This is a genomic window from Streptomyces apocyni, assembly GCF_009739465.1.
GTDB classification, from domain to species: domain Bacteria; phylum Actinomycetota; class Actinomycetes; order Streptomycetales; family Streptomycetaceae; genus Streptomyces; species Streptomyces apocyni.
On the sequence record NZ_WHOM01000045.1, the window covers coordinates 1 to 16,281 of the forward strand.

The window sequence follows — 16,281 nt, forward strand, 5'->3', positions numbered from 1 at the left end:
CCGGCTCAGGCTGATGGGCGTGGCGATCACCCTGGTGATGCTCGCCTTCGTCGTACGGCTGCTCCAGGTGCAGGCCGTCGACGCCAGCGAATACGCGGCCAAGGCGGAGCAGCACCGCTACCTCAGCCAGCCGCTGGCCGCCAGGCGCGGCGAGATCACCGACCGCAACGGCGCCCAGCTGGCGGTCAGCGCCGACGCCTACGACATCACCGCCGACCCCTCGATGTTCACGCCGGAGGCCACCGGCGTCCCAGACGCCCCGGACCAGGCCGCCGCCCTGCTCGCCCCGATCCTGGACCGCGACGCCGCGGACGTGACCCGCCAGCTCAAGAAGAAGCGCAGCCGGTACGCGGTACTGGCCCGCAGGCAGACCCCACAGGTCTGGCAGCAGGTCAAGGAGCTGAAGGCCACGCTGGCCACGAAGGCCGCGAAGACGGGCGGCACCAGCGTGCTCGCCGGTGTCTTCCCGGACCCGAGCAGCAAACGTGTCTATCCCAACGGCGACCTCGCCGCCGGGATACTGGGCTGGGTCAACGCCGAGAACAAGGGCGGGGGCGGCCTGGAGGCCCAGCTCAACACCGAGCTCGCGGGCAAGGACGGCAAGATCACCTACGCCCAGTCCGGCGGCCGCCGGGTACCCACCGCGGGCAGCAGCGAGACCCCGGCGGTCCCCGGCTCCGATATCGAGCTGACCATCGACCGCGACATCCAGTGGTTCGCCCAGCAGGCCATCGAGAAGCAGGTGAAGGCCTCCAAGGCCGACCGCGGCTACGTGGTGGCCCAGGACACCCGTACCGGCGAGATCCTGGCCCTGGCCAACGCCCCCGGCTTCGACCCGGGCGACCTGTCGAAGGCCAACCCGGCGAACCTGGGGAACGCCGCGCTGCACGACGCCTACGAGCCTGGTTCCACCAGCAAGCTGATCTCGATGGCCGCGGTCCTTGAGGAGGGCGTCGCCAGCCCGGGCACCCATGTGACCGTGCCCAACCGGCTGCATGCGGGCGACCGGGAGTTCAGGGACGATATCGACCACCCGACCTGGTACCTGACGCTCAGCGGTGTGCTGGCCAAGTCCAGCAACATCGGCACCATCCTCGCCACCCAGCAGCTGGGCAAGACCCAGCGGGAGGCCAACAAGGTCCTCTACACGTATCTGCGCAAATTCGGCATCGGCAGCCCCACCGGGCTCGGCTTCCCCGGCGAAACCCCGGGCATTCTCGCCAAGCCCGAGAAGTGGTCCACCTCCCAGCAGTTCACCGTGCCGTTCGGCCAGGGCTACTCGCTCAACGCCGTCCAGGCCGTCTCGGCGTACTCGACCGTCGCCAACGACGGCGTACGCGTGGCACCCACACTCGTACGCGGCACCAAGGGCCCGGACGGCCGCTTCACCCCGGCGCCCGAGCCGAAACAGACCCGGGCGGTGAGCAAGAAGACCGCGCGGACCCTGTCCAAGATGCTGCAGTCCGTCGTGGACGACGACCAGGGCACCGGCAGCAAGGCGAAGATCCCGGGCTACCGGGTCGCGGGCAAGACCGGTACGTCCAACCGGGTAGACCCCAAGACCGGCCGGTACAAGGGCTACACCTCGTCCTTCGCCGGGTTCGCCCCCGCCGACAAGCCGCGGATCGCCGTCTACTGCGCCGTCCAGAACCCGACCAAGGGCAACTACTTCGGTGGCCAGATCTGCGCCCCCATCTACCAGCAGGTGATGGAGTTCGCGCTGAAGACCCTGCAGGTCGCCCCCTCCGGCAGCAAGGCCCCCGGCCTGCCGGTCACCTTCGATCCGGAAGACTGAGCTCGCACTGCCGTGACGACGATCACCCCGCAACCCGGGAACCCCACCCCGCCCCCGGCATCCCCGACGACGCCAGGACCCACCGCGGACCCCGCGACGATCCAGCCGGACGCCGAAGGCGGGCTCCCATTTCGCCCCCCGCACGCCCCGCCGGGTACGCTCACCGCCGTGCCCCACGCTGATCAGTCGCAAACCACCCAGAAGGACGCTCCCGTGACGTACCCGGGACCGCCCAGGCCGGACCAGGTCGCCGCGCGCAGCCTCGCGGACCTCGCCGAGGAGCTGGGCGTCGACGCCCCGGGATCGGCGGAGGTCACCGGCATCACCCACGACTCCCGTGCGGTGCGCCCCGGTGATATCTACGCCGCCCTGCCCGGTGCCCGCTTCCACGGCGCCGACTTCGCCGCGCAGGCCGCCGACCTCGACGCGGCCGCGATCCTCACCGACCCGGCCGGAATCGACCGCGCCGCCGTGACCGGACTGCCGGTCCTGGTGGTGGGCGACCCCCGTGGCCGGATGGGCGAACTCGCCGCGACCATCTACGGGCATCCGGGCCGGGACCTGCTCCAGATCGGCATCACCGGAACCTCAGGCAAGACCACCACGGCGTACCTCATCGAGGGCGGCCTACAGGCCGCGGGCCGCGCCACCGGCCTGATCGGCACCGTCGAGATGCGCATCGGGGACGAGCGCATCAAGTCGGAGCGCACCACCCCGGAGGCCACCGACCTGCAGGCGCTGTTCGCGGTGATGCGCGAGCGTGGCGTCGACTCGGTGGCGATGGAGGTGTCCAGCCATGCCCTGGTGCTCGGCCGGGTGGACGGTTGCGTCTTCGACGTCGCCGTCTTCAACAACCTCAGCCCGGAGCACATGGAGTTCCACTCCGACATGGAGGACTACTTCCAGGCGAAGGCACAGCTCTTCACCCCGAAGCGGTCCCGGCTCGGGGTCATCAACCTCGATGACGAGTACGGGCGCAGGCTGCTGAAGGAGGCGACCGTGCCGGTCGTCAGCTTCTCCGCCGAAGGCCACCCGGACGCCGACTGGCGCGCCGACGCCGTCGAGGTCGGACCGATGGACAGCACCTTCACGGTGCTTGGCCCGAAGGGCGAGCGGATCACCGCGAAGTCCCCGCTGGCCGGTCCCTTCAACGTCGCCAACACGCTCGCCGCGATCGTCTCGCTGGCCGCCGCCGGGATCGACCCGCAGACCGCCGCCGACGGGATCGCCGCCGTCCCCGGCGTGCCAGGACGCCTGGAGCGGGTCGACGCGGGGCAGCCGTACCTCGCCGTCGTCGACTACGCGCACAAGACCGACGCCGTCGAATCCGTGCTGCGCGCCCTGCGCAAGGTCACCGAGGGCAAGGTGCACATCGTGCTCGGCTGTGGCGGCGACCGCGACCAGACCAAACGCATGCCGATGGGTGCCGCCGCCGCACGGCTGGCCGACACCGCCGTACTGACCTCGGACAATCCGCGCTCCGAGGACCCGCTGTCGATCCTCGCCACGATGATCGCCGGTGCCGCCGAGGTGCCGGTCCACGAACGCGGCGACGTCCAGGTCTTCGAGGACCGGGCCGCCGCCATCGCCTCGGCCGTCGCCCGCGCCCAGCCCGGCGACACGGTGCTGGTGGCGGGCAAGGGCCATGAACAGGGCCAGGACATCAACGGGGTTGTCCGCCCCTTCGACGACCGCGACGTGCTGCGCGAAGCCATCCAGGCCCGCCGCAAGGCCACCGAGAACAACCGGGGATGAAGCTGTGATCGCCCTCTCCCTCGCCGAGATCGCCTCCCTCGTCGGCGGGCAGCCGCACGACATACCGGACACCGGCCGCCTGGTTACCGGATCCGTGGTGATCGACTCCCGACGGGTCGAACCCGACGGACTGTTCGCCGCCTTCGCGGGCGCACAGGTGGACGGCCACGACTACGCCGAGCGCGCCATCGCGTCCGGGGCCGCCGCGGTGCTGGCCACCCGGCCCGTCGGGGTACCCGCGATCGTGGTGCCCGACGTCACCGAGGCACTCGGCGCCCTGGCCCGAGCCGTCGTCGCCCGCCTGGGCACCACCCTGGTCGCGCTCACCGGATCGGCCGGCAAGACCTCCACCAAGGACCTGATCGCCCAACTCCTGGAGCGCAAGGCCCCCACCGTGTGGACCCCTGGCTCCCTCAACAACGAGATCGGCCTGCCGATCACCGCGCTGTGTGCCACCGAGGACACCCGGCACCTGGTTCTGGAGATGGGCGCCCGCGGCGTCGGCCACATCCGTTACCTCACGGGCCTGACCCCGCCCAGCATCGGCGTCGTACTCAACGTCGGCACCGCCCACATCGGCGAGTTCGGCGGCCGCGAGCAGATCGCCGAGGCCAAGGGCGAGCTGGTCGAGTCCCTCCCGGCCGACGGCGTCGCCGTATTGAACGCGGACGACCCGCTCGTACGCGCCATGGCCACCCGGACCAAGGCCCGGGTGCTCCTCTTCGGAGAGGCCGACGACGCCGACGTACGCGCCGAGAACGTCCGCCTCACCGAGCAGGGACGTCCGACCTTCACGCTGCACACACCCTCCGGGTGTAGCGCCGTGACCTTGCGCCTGTACGGTGAGCACCACGTGTCGAACGCGCTTGCCGCGGCCGCCGTCGCCCATGAGCTGGACATGTCCGTGGACGAGATCGCCGTGGCGCTCTCCGAAGCGGGAAACCTGTCCCGTTGGCGGATGGAGGTCACCGAGCGCCCAGACGGTGTGACGGTCGTCAACGACGCCTACAACGCGAACCCCGAGTCGATGCGAGCCGCGCTGCGCGCGCTCGTGGCCATGGGCAAGGGACGCCGTACGTGGGCGGTGCTCGGAGAGATGGCCGAGCTCGGTGACGAGGCGCTCGCCGAGCACGACGCCGTCGGGCGGCTGGCCGTCCGGCTCAATGTGAGCAAGCTCGTCGCGGTCGGGGGCAGGGAAGCGTCCTGGCTGCAACTGGGCGCATACAACGAGGGTTCGTGGGGTGAGGAGTCGGTGTACGTGTCCGACACACAGGCGGCTGTCGACCTACTGCGCGGTGAACTGCGTCCAGGGGACGTCGTACTCGTGAAGGCTTCCAGGTCGGTGGGCCTGGAGCGGGTCGCCGCCGCGTTGCTCGAGAGCACGTCCGGCGCTGAGGGGCAGGTCTCCGGCCGATGAAGCAGATCCTCTTCTCGGGTGTGATCGGGCTTTTCCTGACCCTGGTCGGCACCCCGCTGCTGATCAAACTGCTGGCCAAGAAGGGCTACGGCCAGTACATCCGGGACGACGGCCCGCGTGAGCACGCCAGCAAGCGCGGTACGCCGACGATGGGTGGTATCGCCTTCATCCTGGCGACAATCATCGCGTACTTCGCCACCAAGCTGATCACCGGCGAGTCGACCACGTACTCCGGCCTGCTGGTGCTCTTCCTGATGGCGGGCATGGGTCTGGTCGGCTTCCTGGACGACTACATCAAGATCATCAAACGGCGTTCGCTCGGCCTGCGGGCCAAGGCGAAGATGTCCGGACAGCTGATCGTCGGCATCACCTTCGCGGTACTCGCGCTGCAGTTCGCGGACAGCCGCGGCAACACCCCGGCCTCCACCAAGCTCTCCTTCGTCACCGACTTCGGCTGGACGATCGGCCCGGTGCTGTTCGTGATCTGGGCGCTGTTCATGATCCTGGCGATGTCGAACGGTGTGAACCTCACCGACGGCCTAGACGGACTGGCCACCGGCGCCTCCGTGATGGTCTTCGGCGCCTATACGTTCATCGGCGTCTGGCAGTACCAGGAGTCCTGCGCCAACGCCACGACCCTCACCAACCCGGCGGCCTGCTTCGAGGTACGCGACCCACTCGACCTCGCGATCGTCGCCTCGGCCCTGATGGGCGCCTGCTTCGGCTTCCTGTGGTGGAACACCTCGCCCGCCAAGATCTTCATGGGTGACACCGGCTCCCTCGCACTCGGCGGCGCGCTCGCCGGACTCGCCATCACCTCCCGCACCGAGCTGCTGCTCGCCCTGCTCGGCGGCCTCTTCGTCCTGATCACCATGTCCGTGGTCATCCAGGTCGGCTCCTTCCGGCTCACCGGAAAGCGCGTCTTCCGGATGGCGCCACTCCAGCACCACTTCGAACTCAAGGGGTGGTCCGAAGTCCTGGTCGTGGTCCGCTTCTGGATCATCCAGGGCATGTGCGTGATCGTCGGTCTCGGTCTCTTCTACGCAGGGTGGGCGGCCGACAAGTGACGTCCTGGGCAGGCCAGCAGATCACCGTCGCCGGACTGGGCGTCAGCGGCATCAGCGCCGCCCGCGCCCTGGCCGGCCTCGGCGCCACGGTCACCGTCGTCGACGGCGCCGACAGCGACACCCACCGTACGAAGGCCGCCGCGCTGGAGGCCGACGGCATCGGCGTCCGCCTCGGGGACGCGCACACGCTCCCCAAGGGCACCGACCTGGTGGTCACCTCGCCCGGCTGGCCGCCGTCGAGCCCCCTGTTCGCCGCGGCCGCCGAGGCGGGCGTGGACGTGGTGGGCGATGTCGAGATCGCCTGGCGGCTGCGGGGCCCTGCCGCCGCGCCCTGGCTCGCGATCACCGGCACCAACGGCAAGACCACCACCACCCAGATGCTCGCCTCGATCCTGGCGGCGGCCGGTCTGCGCACCCTGGCCGTCGGCAACATCGGCACCCCGATCATCGACGTGGTGCTCGAAGACAAGGCTGTGCGCGAAGCGCGATCCGTTGAGGGTGGTGGTGGGCGACGGGAGGGCGAGCCGTACGACGTCCTGGCCGTCGAACTCTCCAGCTACCAGCTGCACTGGGCGCCCTCGCTGCGCGCCCACTCGGCGGCCGTGCTCAACCTCGCCCCCGACCACCTCGACTGGCACGGCTCCATGGAGGCGTACGCCGCGGACAAGGGCCGTATCTACGCGGGCAACCAGGTCGCCTGCGTCTACAACGTCGCGGACCCGGCCACCGAGGACCTGGTCCGCGAGGCCGACGTCGAAGAGGGCTGCCGTGCGATCGGGTTCACCCTCGGCACTCCGGGCCCCTCCGAACTGGGCGTCGTGGACGGCATCCTGGTCGACCGCGCCTTCGTCGCCGACCGCCAGAAGCAGGCACAGGAGCTCGCCGAGGTCACCGACGTCAACCCGCCGGCCCCGCACAACATCGCCAACGCCCTCGCGGCCGCGGCCCTCGCCCGCGCCTACGGAGTCGAGCCCGCCGCCGTACGCGACGGACTGCGGAACTTCCGGCCGGACGCCCACCGCATCGAGCACGTCGCGGACGTGGCCGGAGTCGCGTACGTCGACGACTCCAAGGCCACCAACACCCATGCGGCCGAGGCGTCCTTGGCCGCGTACGAGTCGATCGTGTGGATCGCCGGTGGCCTCGCCAAGGGCGCGACCTTCGACGAGCTGGTACGGAAGTCCGCGAAGCGGCTGCGCGGCGCGGTGCTGATCGGCGCCGACCGCGCGCTGATCCGCGAAGCCCTCGCGCGACACGCCCCCGAGGTCCCGGTGGTGGACCTCGACCGGACCGACACTGGGGCGATGTCGGCGGCGGTCCAGGAGGCCGCGCGGCTCGCCGGTCCAGGGGACACCGTGCTGATGGCCCCGGCCTGTGCCTCGATGGACATGTTCGTCAACTACAACAAGCGCGGCGAGGCGTTCGCCCAGGCAGTAAGCGAACTCGGGTCCGCGAGCGCCTGACGCGGGCCGTCTGCGCCTGGCGTGGGCGCCGGGTCATTCGGGAGGGACCGTGAGATCGTCGGCAGCGGCCAAACGCCCCGCGCCCCGCGGCGGGCAAGGCGGGCGCGGCAGTACGGCGAGCGCACCGCGCCCGTCGCGCCCGCGGCGCCCACCGCGCCAGAACCCGGTGCGGCAGCTGCACCACCGGCTGCGCAAGGCCTGGGACCGGCCGCTGACCGCGTACTACCTGATTCTCGGGTCCAGCCTGCTGCTGCTCGTCCTCGGCCTGGTGATGGTGTATTCCTCGTCACAGATCGAGGCCCTGCAACTGAACCTGAGCTCCTCGTATTTCTTCCGCAAGCAGTTCATCGCGGCCGCGCTCGGCACCGTACTGTTGCTGGTCGCCATGCGGATGCCGGTCAAGCTGCACCGGGCGCTGACCTACCCGCTGCTCGCGGTCACGGTCTTCCTGATGGTGCTGGTGCAGGTGCCCGGGATAGGGCAGGAGATCAACGGCAACCAGAACTGGCTCCAGCTGGGCGGCCCCTTCCAGCTCCAGCCCAGCGAGTTCGGCAAGCTGGCTCTGGTGCTGTGGGGCGCTGACCTGCTGGCCCGCAAGGGCGACAAGCGGCTGCTGAACCAGTGGAAGCACCTGCTGGTGCCGCTGGTTCCGGTCGCGTTCGTGCTGCTCGGCCTGATCATGCTCGGCGGCGACATGGGGACCGCGCTGATCCTCACGGCGATCCTCTTCGGTCTGCTCTGGTTCGCCGGGGCGCCGCCGCGGCTCTTCGCCGGTGTGCTGACCGTGGCCGGACTGATCGCCTTCATCCTCGTCCGCACCAGCCCGAACCGTATGGGGCGGCTGTCCTGCGTCTTCGCCACCGACCCGGGACCCGGCGACCAGTGCTGGCAGGCGGCGCACGGTATCTTCGCCCTGGCCTCCGGCGGACTCTTTGGTTCCGGTCTTGGTGCAAGTGTGGAAAAATGGGGTCAACTTCCCGAGCCGCACACCGACTTCATTTTCGCCATCACCGGCGAGGAGCTGGGTCTGGCGGGGACGCTGTCGGTACTCGCCCTGTTCGCGGCTCTAGGCTATGCGGGTATCCGCGTGGCCGGACGCACGGAGGACCCCTTCGTGAGGTATGCCGCGGGAGGTGTGACGACCTGGTTCACGGCTCAGGCCGTGGTCAACATCGGTGCGGTGCTCGGCCTGTTGCCGATCGCCGGTGTCCCGCTCCCGCTGTTCTCCTATGGGGGTTCCGCTCTGCTGCCGTCGATGTTCGCCATCGGGCTGCTGATCGCCTTCGCGCGTCAGGAACCCGCGGCGCGAGCAGCGCTCGCCATGCGGTCGTCCGCCTCCGGAAAGAAGCGGGCAGCGGTGAGATGGAACACGATGAGACGGCGCGTCAAGGCGCGACCGTCCGGAGAGCGGTGAAATTCGGTGCATGTCGTACTCGCCGGCGGGGGGACCGCCGGCCACATCGAGCCAGCGCTCGCCCTCGCGGACGCCCTGCGCAGGCAGGACCCGACCGTGGGAATCACGGCTCTCGGTACGGAGAAGGGCCTGGAGACCCGGCTGGTCCCTGAGCGCGGCTATGAACTCGCGCTCATCCCCGCCGTACCGCTGCCCCGCAAGCCCACCCCCGAGCTGATCACCGTCCCGGGACGGCTGCGCGGCACCATCAAGGCCGCCGAGCAGATCCTGGAGCGGACCAAGGCGGACTGTGTGGTCGGCTTCGGCGGCTATGTGGCGCTGCCGGGCTATCTGGCCGCCAAGCGGCTCGGTGTGCCGATCATCGTCCACGAGGCCAACGCGCGCCCGGGCCTCGCCAACAAGATCGGCTCCCGGTACGCGGCAGGGGTCGCCGTCTCCACACCCGACAGCAAGCTGCGCGACGCCCGGTACATCGGCATCCCGCTGCGCCGCACGATCGCGACCCTGGACCGGGCGGCCGTACGCCCCGAGGCCCGCGCCGCCTTCGGCCTCGACCCCGGCCTGCCGACGCTGCTGGTGTCCGGCGGCTCACAGGGCGCCCGCAGGCTGAACGAGGTCGTCCAGCAGGTGGCGCCGGTCCTCCAGCGCTCGGGCATCCAGATCCTGCACGCGGTCGGCCCGAAGAACGAGATGCCGCGCGTGGACAACATGCCCGGTATGCCGCCCTACATCCCGGTACCGTACGTGGACCGGATGGACTTCGCGTACGCCGCGGCCGACATGATGCTCTGCCGCGCGGGCGCGATGACCGTCGCCGAACTCTCCGCCGTCGGGCTGCCGGCCGCCTACGTACCGCTGCCCATCGGCAACGGCGAACAGCGGCTCAACGCCCAGCCGGTGGTCAAGGCCGGTGGTGGACTGCTGGTCGACGACGCCGAGCTCACCCCTGAGTGGGTGCAGCACAACGTGCTGCCGGTGCTCGCCGATCCGCACCGGCTGTACGAGATGTCCCGCGCCGCATCGGAGTTCGGCCGCCGGGACGCCGACGACCTCCTCGTCGGCATGGTGTACGAGGCGATTGCGGCACGCCACAGGGCGTGAGAAGGCAGGGGAGCGTGGCCGGACCCACCACCGCCGAGCGCGGTGCGCGCAAGCGGGAAACCGAACCGGCCCACCCGCCCCGGCCCCCGCGGCGACGGCGGCTGCGGCTGCCGTCGCCGCGTGCCCTCGTCGTCCTCCTCGTCGTGCTGGCCCTGTTCGGCGGGGGCGCTGGCTGGGCGCTCTACGGTTCGCAGTGGCTGCGGGTTGAGCGGGTGGGCACCTCTGGCACACAGGTGCTGACGCCCGAGGAGGTGCGGGAGGCCGCCGCGGTCCCGGTCGGGGCCCCGCTGATGTCTGTGGACACGGATCTGATCGAGGCCCGGCTGCGACGCGAGCTGCCGCGTATCGACTCGGTGGACGTGGTGCGTTCCTGGCCTGATGGAATCGGCCTGAAAGTGACGGAACGTGAGCCGGTTCTGGTGCTGCGCCGGGGCGGCGAGTTCATCGAAGTGGATGCCAAGGGAGTGCGGTTCGCCACGGTCGCGCGTGCCCCCAAGGGGGTCCCGGCCGTGGAATTGGCGGCAGGGCGCTCTCCGAGTCTGCACCGGTTTGGCACCGGACGGCTGGTGCGGGAAGCGGTGCGGGTGACCGGTGACCTGCCAGCCGCTGTCGCCCGTGACATCCGTACCGTCAAAGTCCGTTCATATGACTCCATCTCGCTGGAGTTGACCGGGGGCCGTACCGTCGCCTGGGGGAGCGGCGAGAACGGCGCCGCGAAGGCGGCCAGCCTCACCGCCCTGATGAAAGCCGTGCCCAAGGCCCGTCACTTCGACGTCACCGCCCCCACCGCCCCTGCGGCATCAGGGAGTTGACGCACATTCGTGCTGACCAGCACCCTGGTTGGTCAGCGCAACGGCTGATCACATAGGGTGAAAAGAAAAACGGGAGGTTCGGCGTGTTCGTTGAACGTGCGCCACTTGTCGACTTAGTGTCCTGTTCGGAAGGGTCAGACGAAGCCCAGCAACAGACGCACTGGTAACCCTAAACTTCAGCGTTAGGGTTCGGGTCGGCGTTCGGACCGTCCCAATCGGCATCAGTCGGCGCGGCGCTCACAGAGCGCGGCGACGACACGTAACTCGAGGCGAGAGGCCTTCGACGTGGCAGCACCGCAGAACTACCTCGCAGTCATCAAAGTCATCGGTGTCGGCGGCGGTGGTGTCAATGCCATCAACCGGATGATCGAGGTCGGTCTCAAGGGCGTCGAGTTCATCGCTATCAACACCGACGCCCAGGCTCTGTTGATGAGCGACGCCGACGTCAAACTGGACGTCGGCCGTGAACTCACCCGCGGACTCGGCGCCGGAGCCAATCCGGGCGTCGGCCGCAAGGCCGCCGAAGACCACCGCGAGGAGATCGAGGAGGTCCTCAAGGGGGCCGACATGGTCTTCGTCACCGCCGGCGAAGGCGGCGGTACCGGCACCGGCGGCGCCCCGGTCGTCGCCAACATCGCCCGCTCGCTCGGCGCCCTGACCATCGGTGTGGTCACCCGGCCCTTCACCTTTGAGGGCCGCCGCCGCGCCAACCAGGCCGAGGACGGCATCGCGGAACTCCGCGAAGAGGTCGACACCCTCATCGTGATCCCGAACGACCGGCTGCTGTCCATCTCGGACCGCCAGGTCAGCGTTCTTGACGCGTTCAAGTCCGCGGACCAGGTACTGCTGTCGGGTGTGCAGGGCATCACCGACCTGATCACCACTCCCGGTCTGATCAACCTCGACTTCGCCGACGTCAAGTCGGTCATGTCCGAGGCCGGTTCGGCGCTCATGGGCATCGGATCGGCGCGCGGCGACGACCGCGCCGTGGCCGCGGCCGAGATGGCGATCTCCTCGCCGCTGCTCGAAGCGTCCATCGACGGCGCCCGCGGGGTTCTGCTCTCCATCTCCGGTGGGAGCGACCTCGGCCTCTTCGAGATCAACGAAGCCGCCCAGCTGGTGAGCGAGGCCGCCCACCCGGAGGCGAACATCATCTTCGGCGCGGTCATCGACGACGCACTCGGTGACGAGGTCCGGGTGACGGTCATCGCCGCCGGGTTCGACGGCGGACAGCCACCGTCCAAGCGGGACAACGTCATCGGGTCGACCTCCACCAAGAGGGACGAGCCCGCACCCGTACGAGCCGCCGACGCACGCCCGTCCTACGGGGCGCTCGGCAGCGTGACCGCGCGCGACGACGCGCCGCTTCCCGAGGCCGACCCCGAGCCGGCGCCGGTGAGTGAGCTCCCCTCGACGCAGGCCACGCCGCCGCAGGTTCCGCCGGCCCGCCCGTACCAGGACAGCCAGGCCGAGGAACTGGACGTTCCGGACTTCCTGAAGTGATACCGAGCTCCTTGACCGCCACGCACGACACCGCGAGCGGCGCCCACTTCGCCTTCACCGACCGGTGGGGCGGGGTGAGCGCCGTTCCGTACGAGGAACTCAACCTCGGCGGCGCGGTCGGCGATGATCCGGCGGCGGTGCGGACCAACCGTGAACGCGCCGCCGCGTCACTGGGAATCGACCCGGCCCTGGTCGTCTGGATGAACCAGGTACACGGACGCGAGGTCGCGGTCGTGGCGGGACCCTGGGCCGCGGACGCCGAACTTCCGTCCGTCGACGCCGTGGTGACCGCGCGACGTGGCCTCGCCCTCGCCGTACTCACCGCGGACTGCACTCCCGTTCTGCTGGCCGACCCGGTCGCGGGCGTGGCGGGTGCCGCGCACGCGGGGCGGCCCGGCCTGGTGGCCGGGGTCGTCCCCGCCGCCGTCGAGGCGATGGTGGACCTGGGCGCCGAGCCGTCCCGGATCATCGCCCGTACCGGACCCGCGGTCTGCGGTCGCTGCTATGAAGTGCCGGAGGCCATGCGAGCCGAGGTGGCCGGGGTGGAGCCCGCGGCCTACAGCGAGACGAGCTGGGGAACGCCAGCGGTCGATGTGACCGCGGGAGTGCACGCTCAGCTCGACCGGCTCGGGGTACGCGACCGGCGGCAGTCGCCGGTCTGCACGCTGGAGTCCGCTGACCACTTTTCGTACCGCCGCGAGCAGACCACCGGTCGACTCGCGGGCTATGTCTGGCTGGACTGATCGGGAATGACGGACCGTAAGGCAGAACTCGCCAGAAATCTGGCGAAAGTAGAGGAGCGCATCGCGACCGCGTGTGCGGCGGCGGGGCGCAAGCGGGAAGAGGTGACCCTGATCGTGGTCACCAAGACCTACCCGGCGAGCGATGTGCGGATTCTCTCGGAACTCGGGGTGCGCGACGTCGCCGAGAACCGTGACCAGGACGCCGCCCCCAAGGCCAGAGAGTGCGCGGATCTGCCACTCACCTGGCACTTCGTCGGCCAGTTGCAGACCAACAAAGTGCGTTCCGTGGTGGGTTATGCCGGATTGGTGCAGTCGGTCGACCGCCCCAAGCTGGTCTCCGCTCTCTCCGCCGCGGCGGTCGCGGCCGAGCGCGAAGTGGGGTGCCTGGTGCAGGTCGCCCTGGACGCGGAAGTGGGCGGCCGGGGTGCGCGCGCGGGCGTGGCACCCGACGGAATCGAGGAGTTGGCCCGGCTCGTGGACGAGGCCCCGGGACTGCGGCTCGACGGTCTGATGACGGTCGCCCCGCTCACCGGACCGTACGCGGGGCGCCAACAGGCGGCGTTTGAGCAGCTAATGGAATTCTCAACCCACCTGCGCGCGGCCCACCCGGCTGCGAACATGGTCTCAGCAGGGATGAGTGCGGACCTCGAACAGGCCGTGGCGGCCGGGGCGACACATGTGCGCGTCGGCAGTGCGGTACTCGGAGTCCGACCCAGGCTCGGGTAACGTCGCCAAGCAAGTCGGACCACAGCAGAAAATATGGTCATTTCCGCTGATAGGCGGGGATATCCAGTGGATCGCGGGCACTTGGTGGCAGGCGAATCCCACAGAGCGGAGGACTCAGAGTATGGCCGGCGCGATGCGCAAGATGGCGGTCTACCTCGGCCTCGTGGAGGACGACGGTTACGACGGCCGGGGCTTCGACCCCGACGACGAGTTCGAGCCTGAGCTGGACCCGGAGCCCGAGCGGGACCGCCGACGGCACGAGCCGTCACACCAGCAGCTGTCGCAGGACGAACCGGTACGTAAGGTGCACACGCCAGCGCCCCGCGACCCGATTCCGCTTCCGGCGGAAACCGGACGTCCCGCACGTATCGCCCCCGTGGCATCCATCACACCCGAACGTCACAGCCTGGAGAAGAACGCACCGGTGATCATGCCCAAGGTCGTGTCCGAGCGGGAGCCCTACCGCATCACCACATTGCACCCCCGGACGTACAACGAGGCCCGTACCATCGGGGAACACTTCCGTGAGGGCACTCCGGTGATCATGAATCTCACGGAGATGGATGACACGGATGCGAAGCGACTTGTCGACTTTGCCGCCGGTCTGGTCTTCGGACTGCATGGCAGCATTGAGCGGGTGACGCAGAAGGTGTTCCTGTTGTCGCCTGCTAACGTCGATGTCACGGCGGAGGACAAGGCCCGTATCGCAGAGGGCGGGTTCTTCAACCAGAGCTGAGACGCAGTACCGGATCAACAGAGTTTGAGGCAGGGGAGAGGGAAGCGCGAGTCATGGGCGTTGTCTGGGAAGTGCTCTACATCGCGCTGATGTGTTTCCTGATTGTCCTGATTTTCCGGTTGGTCATGGACTACGTCTTTCAGTTCGCCCGCTCATGGCAGCCAGGCAAGACGATGGTGGTCGTTCTTGAGGCCACCTACACGGTCACTGATCCACCACTCAAGCTTCTGCGGCGGTTCATCCCGCCGCTGCGTCTCGGGGGCGTGGCGCTAGACCTGTCCTTCTTCGTACTGCTGATCATCGTCTACATCCTGATCTCCGTCGTAAGCGGACTTCCGAGGTGACTGTGGACGATACGGTCTTGCCGAGTGCCGATGACTACGTTGAGGTGAAGAGATGCCGTTGACCCCCGAGGACGTGCGGAACAAGCAGTTCACAACCGTCCGCCTCCGAGAAGGCTATGACGAGGACGAGGTTGATGCCTTCCTCGACGAGGTCGAGTCCGAGCTGACCCGACTGCTCCGCGAGAACGAGGACCTGCGCGCCAAGCTGGCCGCCGCGACCCGTGCCGCCGCGCAGAACCAGCAACAGGGCGGGATGCGCAAGCCGCCCGAACAGCAGCAGCAGGACCAGCGGCCAGGCGCCCCGGTGCCCGCCGCAATATCGGGCCCGCAGCCGGTTCAGCCGCAGCAGCACCCGATGGGCGGCCCGCCCCAGCTGCCCGGCGGTGCGCCGCAGCTGCCTCCGGGCCCTGGTGGCCAGCAGCAGGGTCAGGGCGGCCCGATGCAGGGCGGTCCCATGCAGCAGCAGGGCGGCCCCATGCAGGGCGGCCCGATGCAGCAGCAGGGTGGCCCCATGCAGCAGGGCGGCCCGATGCAGGGCGGCATGCAGCAGCACGGCGGCCCGCAGCTGCCGCAGCCCGGCCAGGGCCCCGGTGGCGACAGTGCCGCGCGCGTGCTCTCGCTGGCGCAGCAGACCGCCGACCAGGCGATCGCTGAGGCCCGTTCCGAGGCCAACAAGATCGTGGGCGAGGCCCGTTCGCGTGCCGAAGGCCTCGAGCGTGACGCGCGCGCCAAGGCTGACGCCCTGGAGCGGGACGCGCAGGAAAAGCACCGCGTCGCGATGGGCTCCCTGGAGTCCGCCCGCGCCACGCTGGAGCGCAAGGTCGAGGACCTGCGTGGCTTCGAGCGCGAGTACCGCACCCGCCTGAAGTCGTACCTGGAGAGCCAGCTGCGTCAGCTGGAGACCCAGGCCGACGACTCGCTGGCCCCGCCGCGTCAGCCGGCGGCCGCGTCGCTGCCGTCGTCCTCCTCGATGGCTCCGGCCGGTGCCGGTGCACCCTCGATGGGCGGCCACACGATGGGCGGCAACCAGTCCATGGGCGGTAACCAGTCCATGGGGGGTAACCAGTCCATGGGCGGCCACGGAGGTACCTCCGGCGGCGGCAACTCGTACGGCAGCCAGCAGCAGATGGCTCCGGCGATGACCCAGCCGATGGCGCCGGTGCGGCCGCAGGCCCCGCAGCCGATGCAGCAGGCTCCGTCGCCGATGCGCGGCTTCCTCATCGACGAGGACGACAACTGACCCCACCCGCGCGGACAGCGCGCGTGTAGCGTCGGCGCTCAGGGCCGGGCCCGGAACTCCTTGTTCCGGGCCCGGCCTTTTTGCTTGGCGTACACCTTTGCTTGACGTACATCTGCGCCCACGCACACAACGCCGAAGGCCCGCGCCGGCCCGATCGACCTGATC

General features: G+C 69.7%; 14 protein-coding genes. All 14 read left to right on the top strand.

What is annotated here, in order from left to right; translation table 11 throughout:
- Positions 1–1,795: peptidoglycan D,D-transpeptidase FtsI family protein (locus GCN81_RS10075; protein ID WP_231626594.1), on the top strand; the 1,795-nt coding region annotated here is incomplete at its 5' end.
- Positions 1,796–1,807: 12 nt separating this feature from the next.
- Complete coding sequence (locus GCN81_RS10080) at positions 1,808–3,550, top strand: UDP-N-acetylmuramoyl-L-alanyl-D-glutamate--2,6-diaminopimelate ligase (protein WP_407697958.1); 1,743 nt, start codon at positions 1,808–1,810, stop codon at positions 3,548–3,550.
- Between the two features lie 4 nt (positions 3,551–3,554).
- Positions 3,555–4,967, top strand: a complete 1,413-nt coding sequence (locus GCN81_RS10085; protein WP_156723874.1) for a UDP-N-acetylmuramoyl-tripeptide--D-alanyl-D-alanine ligase — start codon at positions 3,555–3,557, stop codon at positions 4,965–4,967.
- The gene (mraY, locus tag GCN81_RS10090) at positions 4,964–6,034 is read left to right on the top strand and encodes a phospho-N-acetylmuramoyl-pentapeptide-transferase (RefSeq protein ID WP_156723876.1); all 1,071 of its coding nucleotides are present in this window, start codon (positions 4,964–4,966) and stop codon (positions 6,032–6,034) included. Before GCN81_RS10085 ends, mraY begins: the two co-directional genes overlap by 4 nt.
- Entirely contained in the window at positions 6,031–7,497 is a 1,467-nt protein-coding gene (murD, locus tag GCN81_RS10095) for a UDP-N-acetylmuramoyl-L-alanine--D-glutamate ligase (RefSeq protein ID WP_156723878.1), read from the top strand. The genes mraY and murD overlap by 4 nt, the downstream gene beginning before the upstream one ends.
- A 10-nt stretch (positions 7,498–7,507) precedes the next feature.
- On the top strand, positions 7,508–8,911 hold the full coding sequence (gene ftsW, locus GCN81_RS10100; RefSeq protein ID WP_407697960.1) for a putative lipid II flippase FtsW: 1,404 nt from the start codon (positions 7,508–7,510) through the stop codon (positions 8,909–8,911).
- A 6-nt stretch (positions 8,912–8,917) separates the two neighbouring features.
- Complete coding sequence (gene murG, locus GCN81_RS10105; RefSeq protein ID WP_156723882.1) at positions 8,918–10,012, top strand: undecaprenyldiphospho-muramoylpentapeptide beta-N-acetylglucosaminyltransferase; 1,095 nt, start codon at positions 8,918–8,920, stop codon at positions 10,010–10,012.
- A 14-nt stretch (positions 10,013–10,026) separates the two neighbouring features.
- The gene (locus tag GCN81_RS10110; RefSeq protein ID WP_156723884.1) at positions 10,027–10,824 is read left to right on the top strand and encodes a cell division protein FtsQ/DivIB; all 798 of its coding nucleotides are present in this window, start codon (positions 10,027–10,029) and stop codon (positions 10,822–10,824) included.
- Positions 10,825–11,109: 285 nt separating this feature from the next.
- Positions 11,110–12,327, top strand: a complete 1,218-nt coding sequence (gene ftsZ, locus GCN81_RS10115) for a cell division protein FtsZ (protein WP_156723886.1) — start codon at positions 11,110–11,112, stop codon at positions 12,325–12,327.
- 11 nt (positions 12,328–12,338) lie between these two features.
- The gene (gene pgeF, locus GCN81_RS10120) at positions 12,339–13,070 is read left to right on the top strand and encodes a peptidoglycan editing factor PgeF (protein WP_156723888.1); all 732 of its coding nucleotides are present in this window, start codon (positions 12,339–12,341) and stop codon (positions 13,068–13,070) included.
- Positions 13,071–13,076: 6 nt separating this feature from the next.
- Positions 13,077–13,796, top strand: a complete 720-nt coding sequence (locus GCN81_RS10125; RefSeq protein ID WP_156723889.1) for a YggS family pyridoxal phosphate-dependent enzyme — start codon at positions 13,077–13,079, stop codon at positions 13,794–13,796.
- A 121-nt stretch (positions 13,797–13,917) separates the two neighbouring features.
- Positions 13,918–14,532, top strand: coding sequence for a cell division protein SepF (locus tag GCN81_RS10130; RefSeq protein ID WP_156723891.1), 615 nt, complete (start codon positions 13,918–13,920; stop codon positions 14,530–14,532).
- Positions 14,533–14,585: 53 nt separating this feature from the next.
- A complete protein-coding gene (locus GCN81_RS10135; protein WP_156723893.1) occupies positions 14,586–14,876 on the top strand; it encodes a YggT family protein in 291 nt (96 codons plus the stop codon).
- A 52-nt stretch (positions 14,877–14,928) separates the two neighbouring features.
- Complete coding sequence (locus tag GCN81_RS10140; RefSeq protein ID WP_156723895.1) at positions 14,929–16,116, top strand: DivIVA domain-containing protein; 1,188 nt, start codon at positions 14,929–14,931, stop codon at positions 16,114–16,116.
- Positions 16,117–16,281 lie beyond the last annotated feature (165 nt).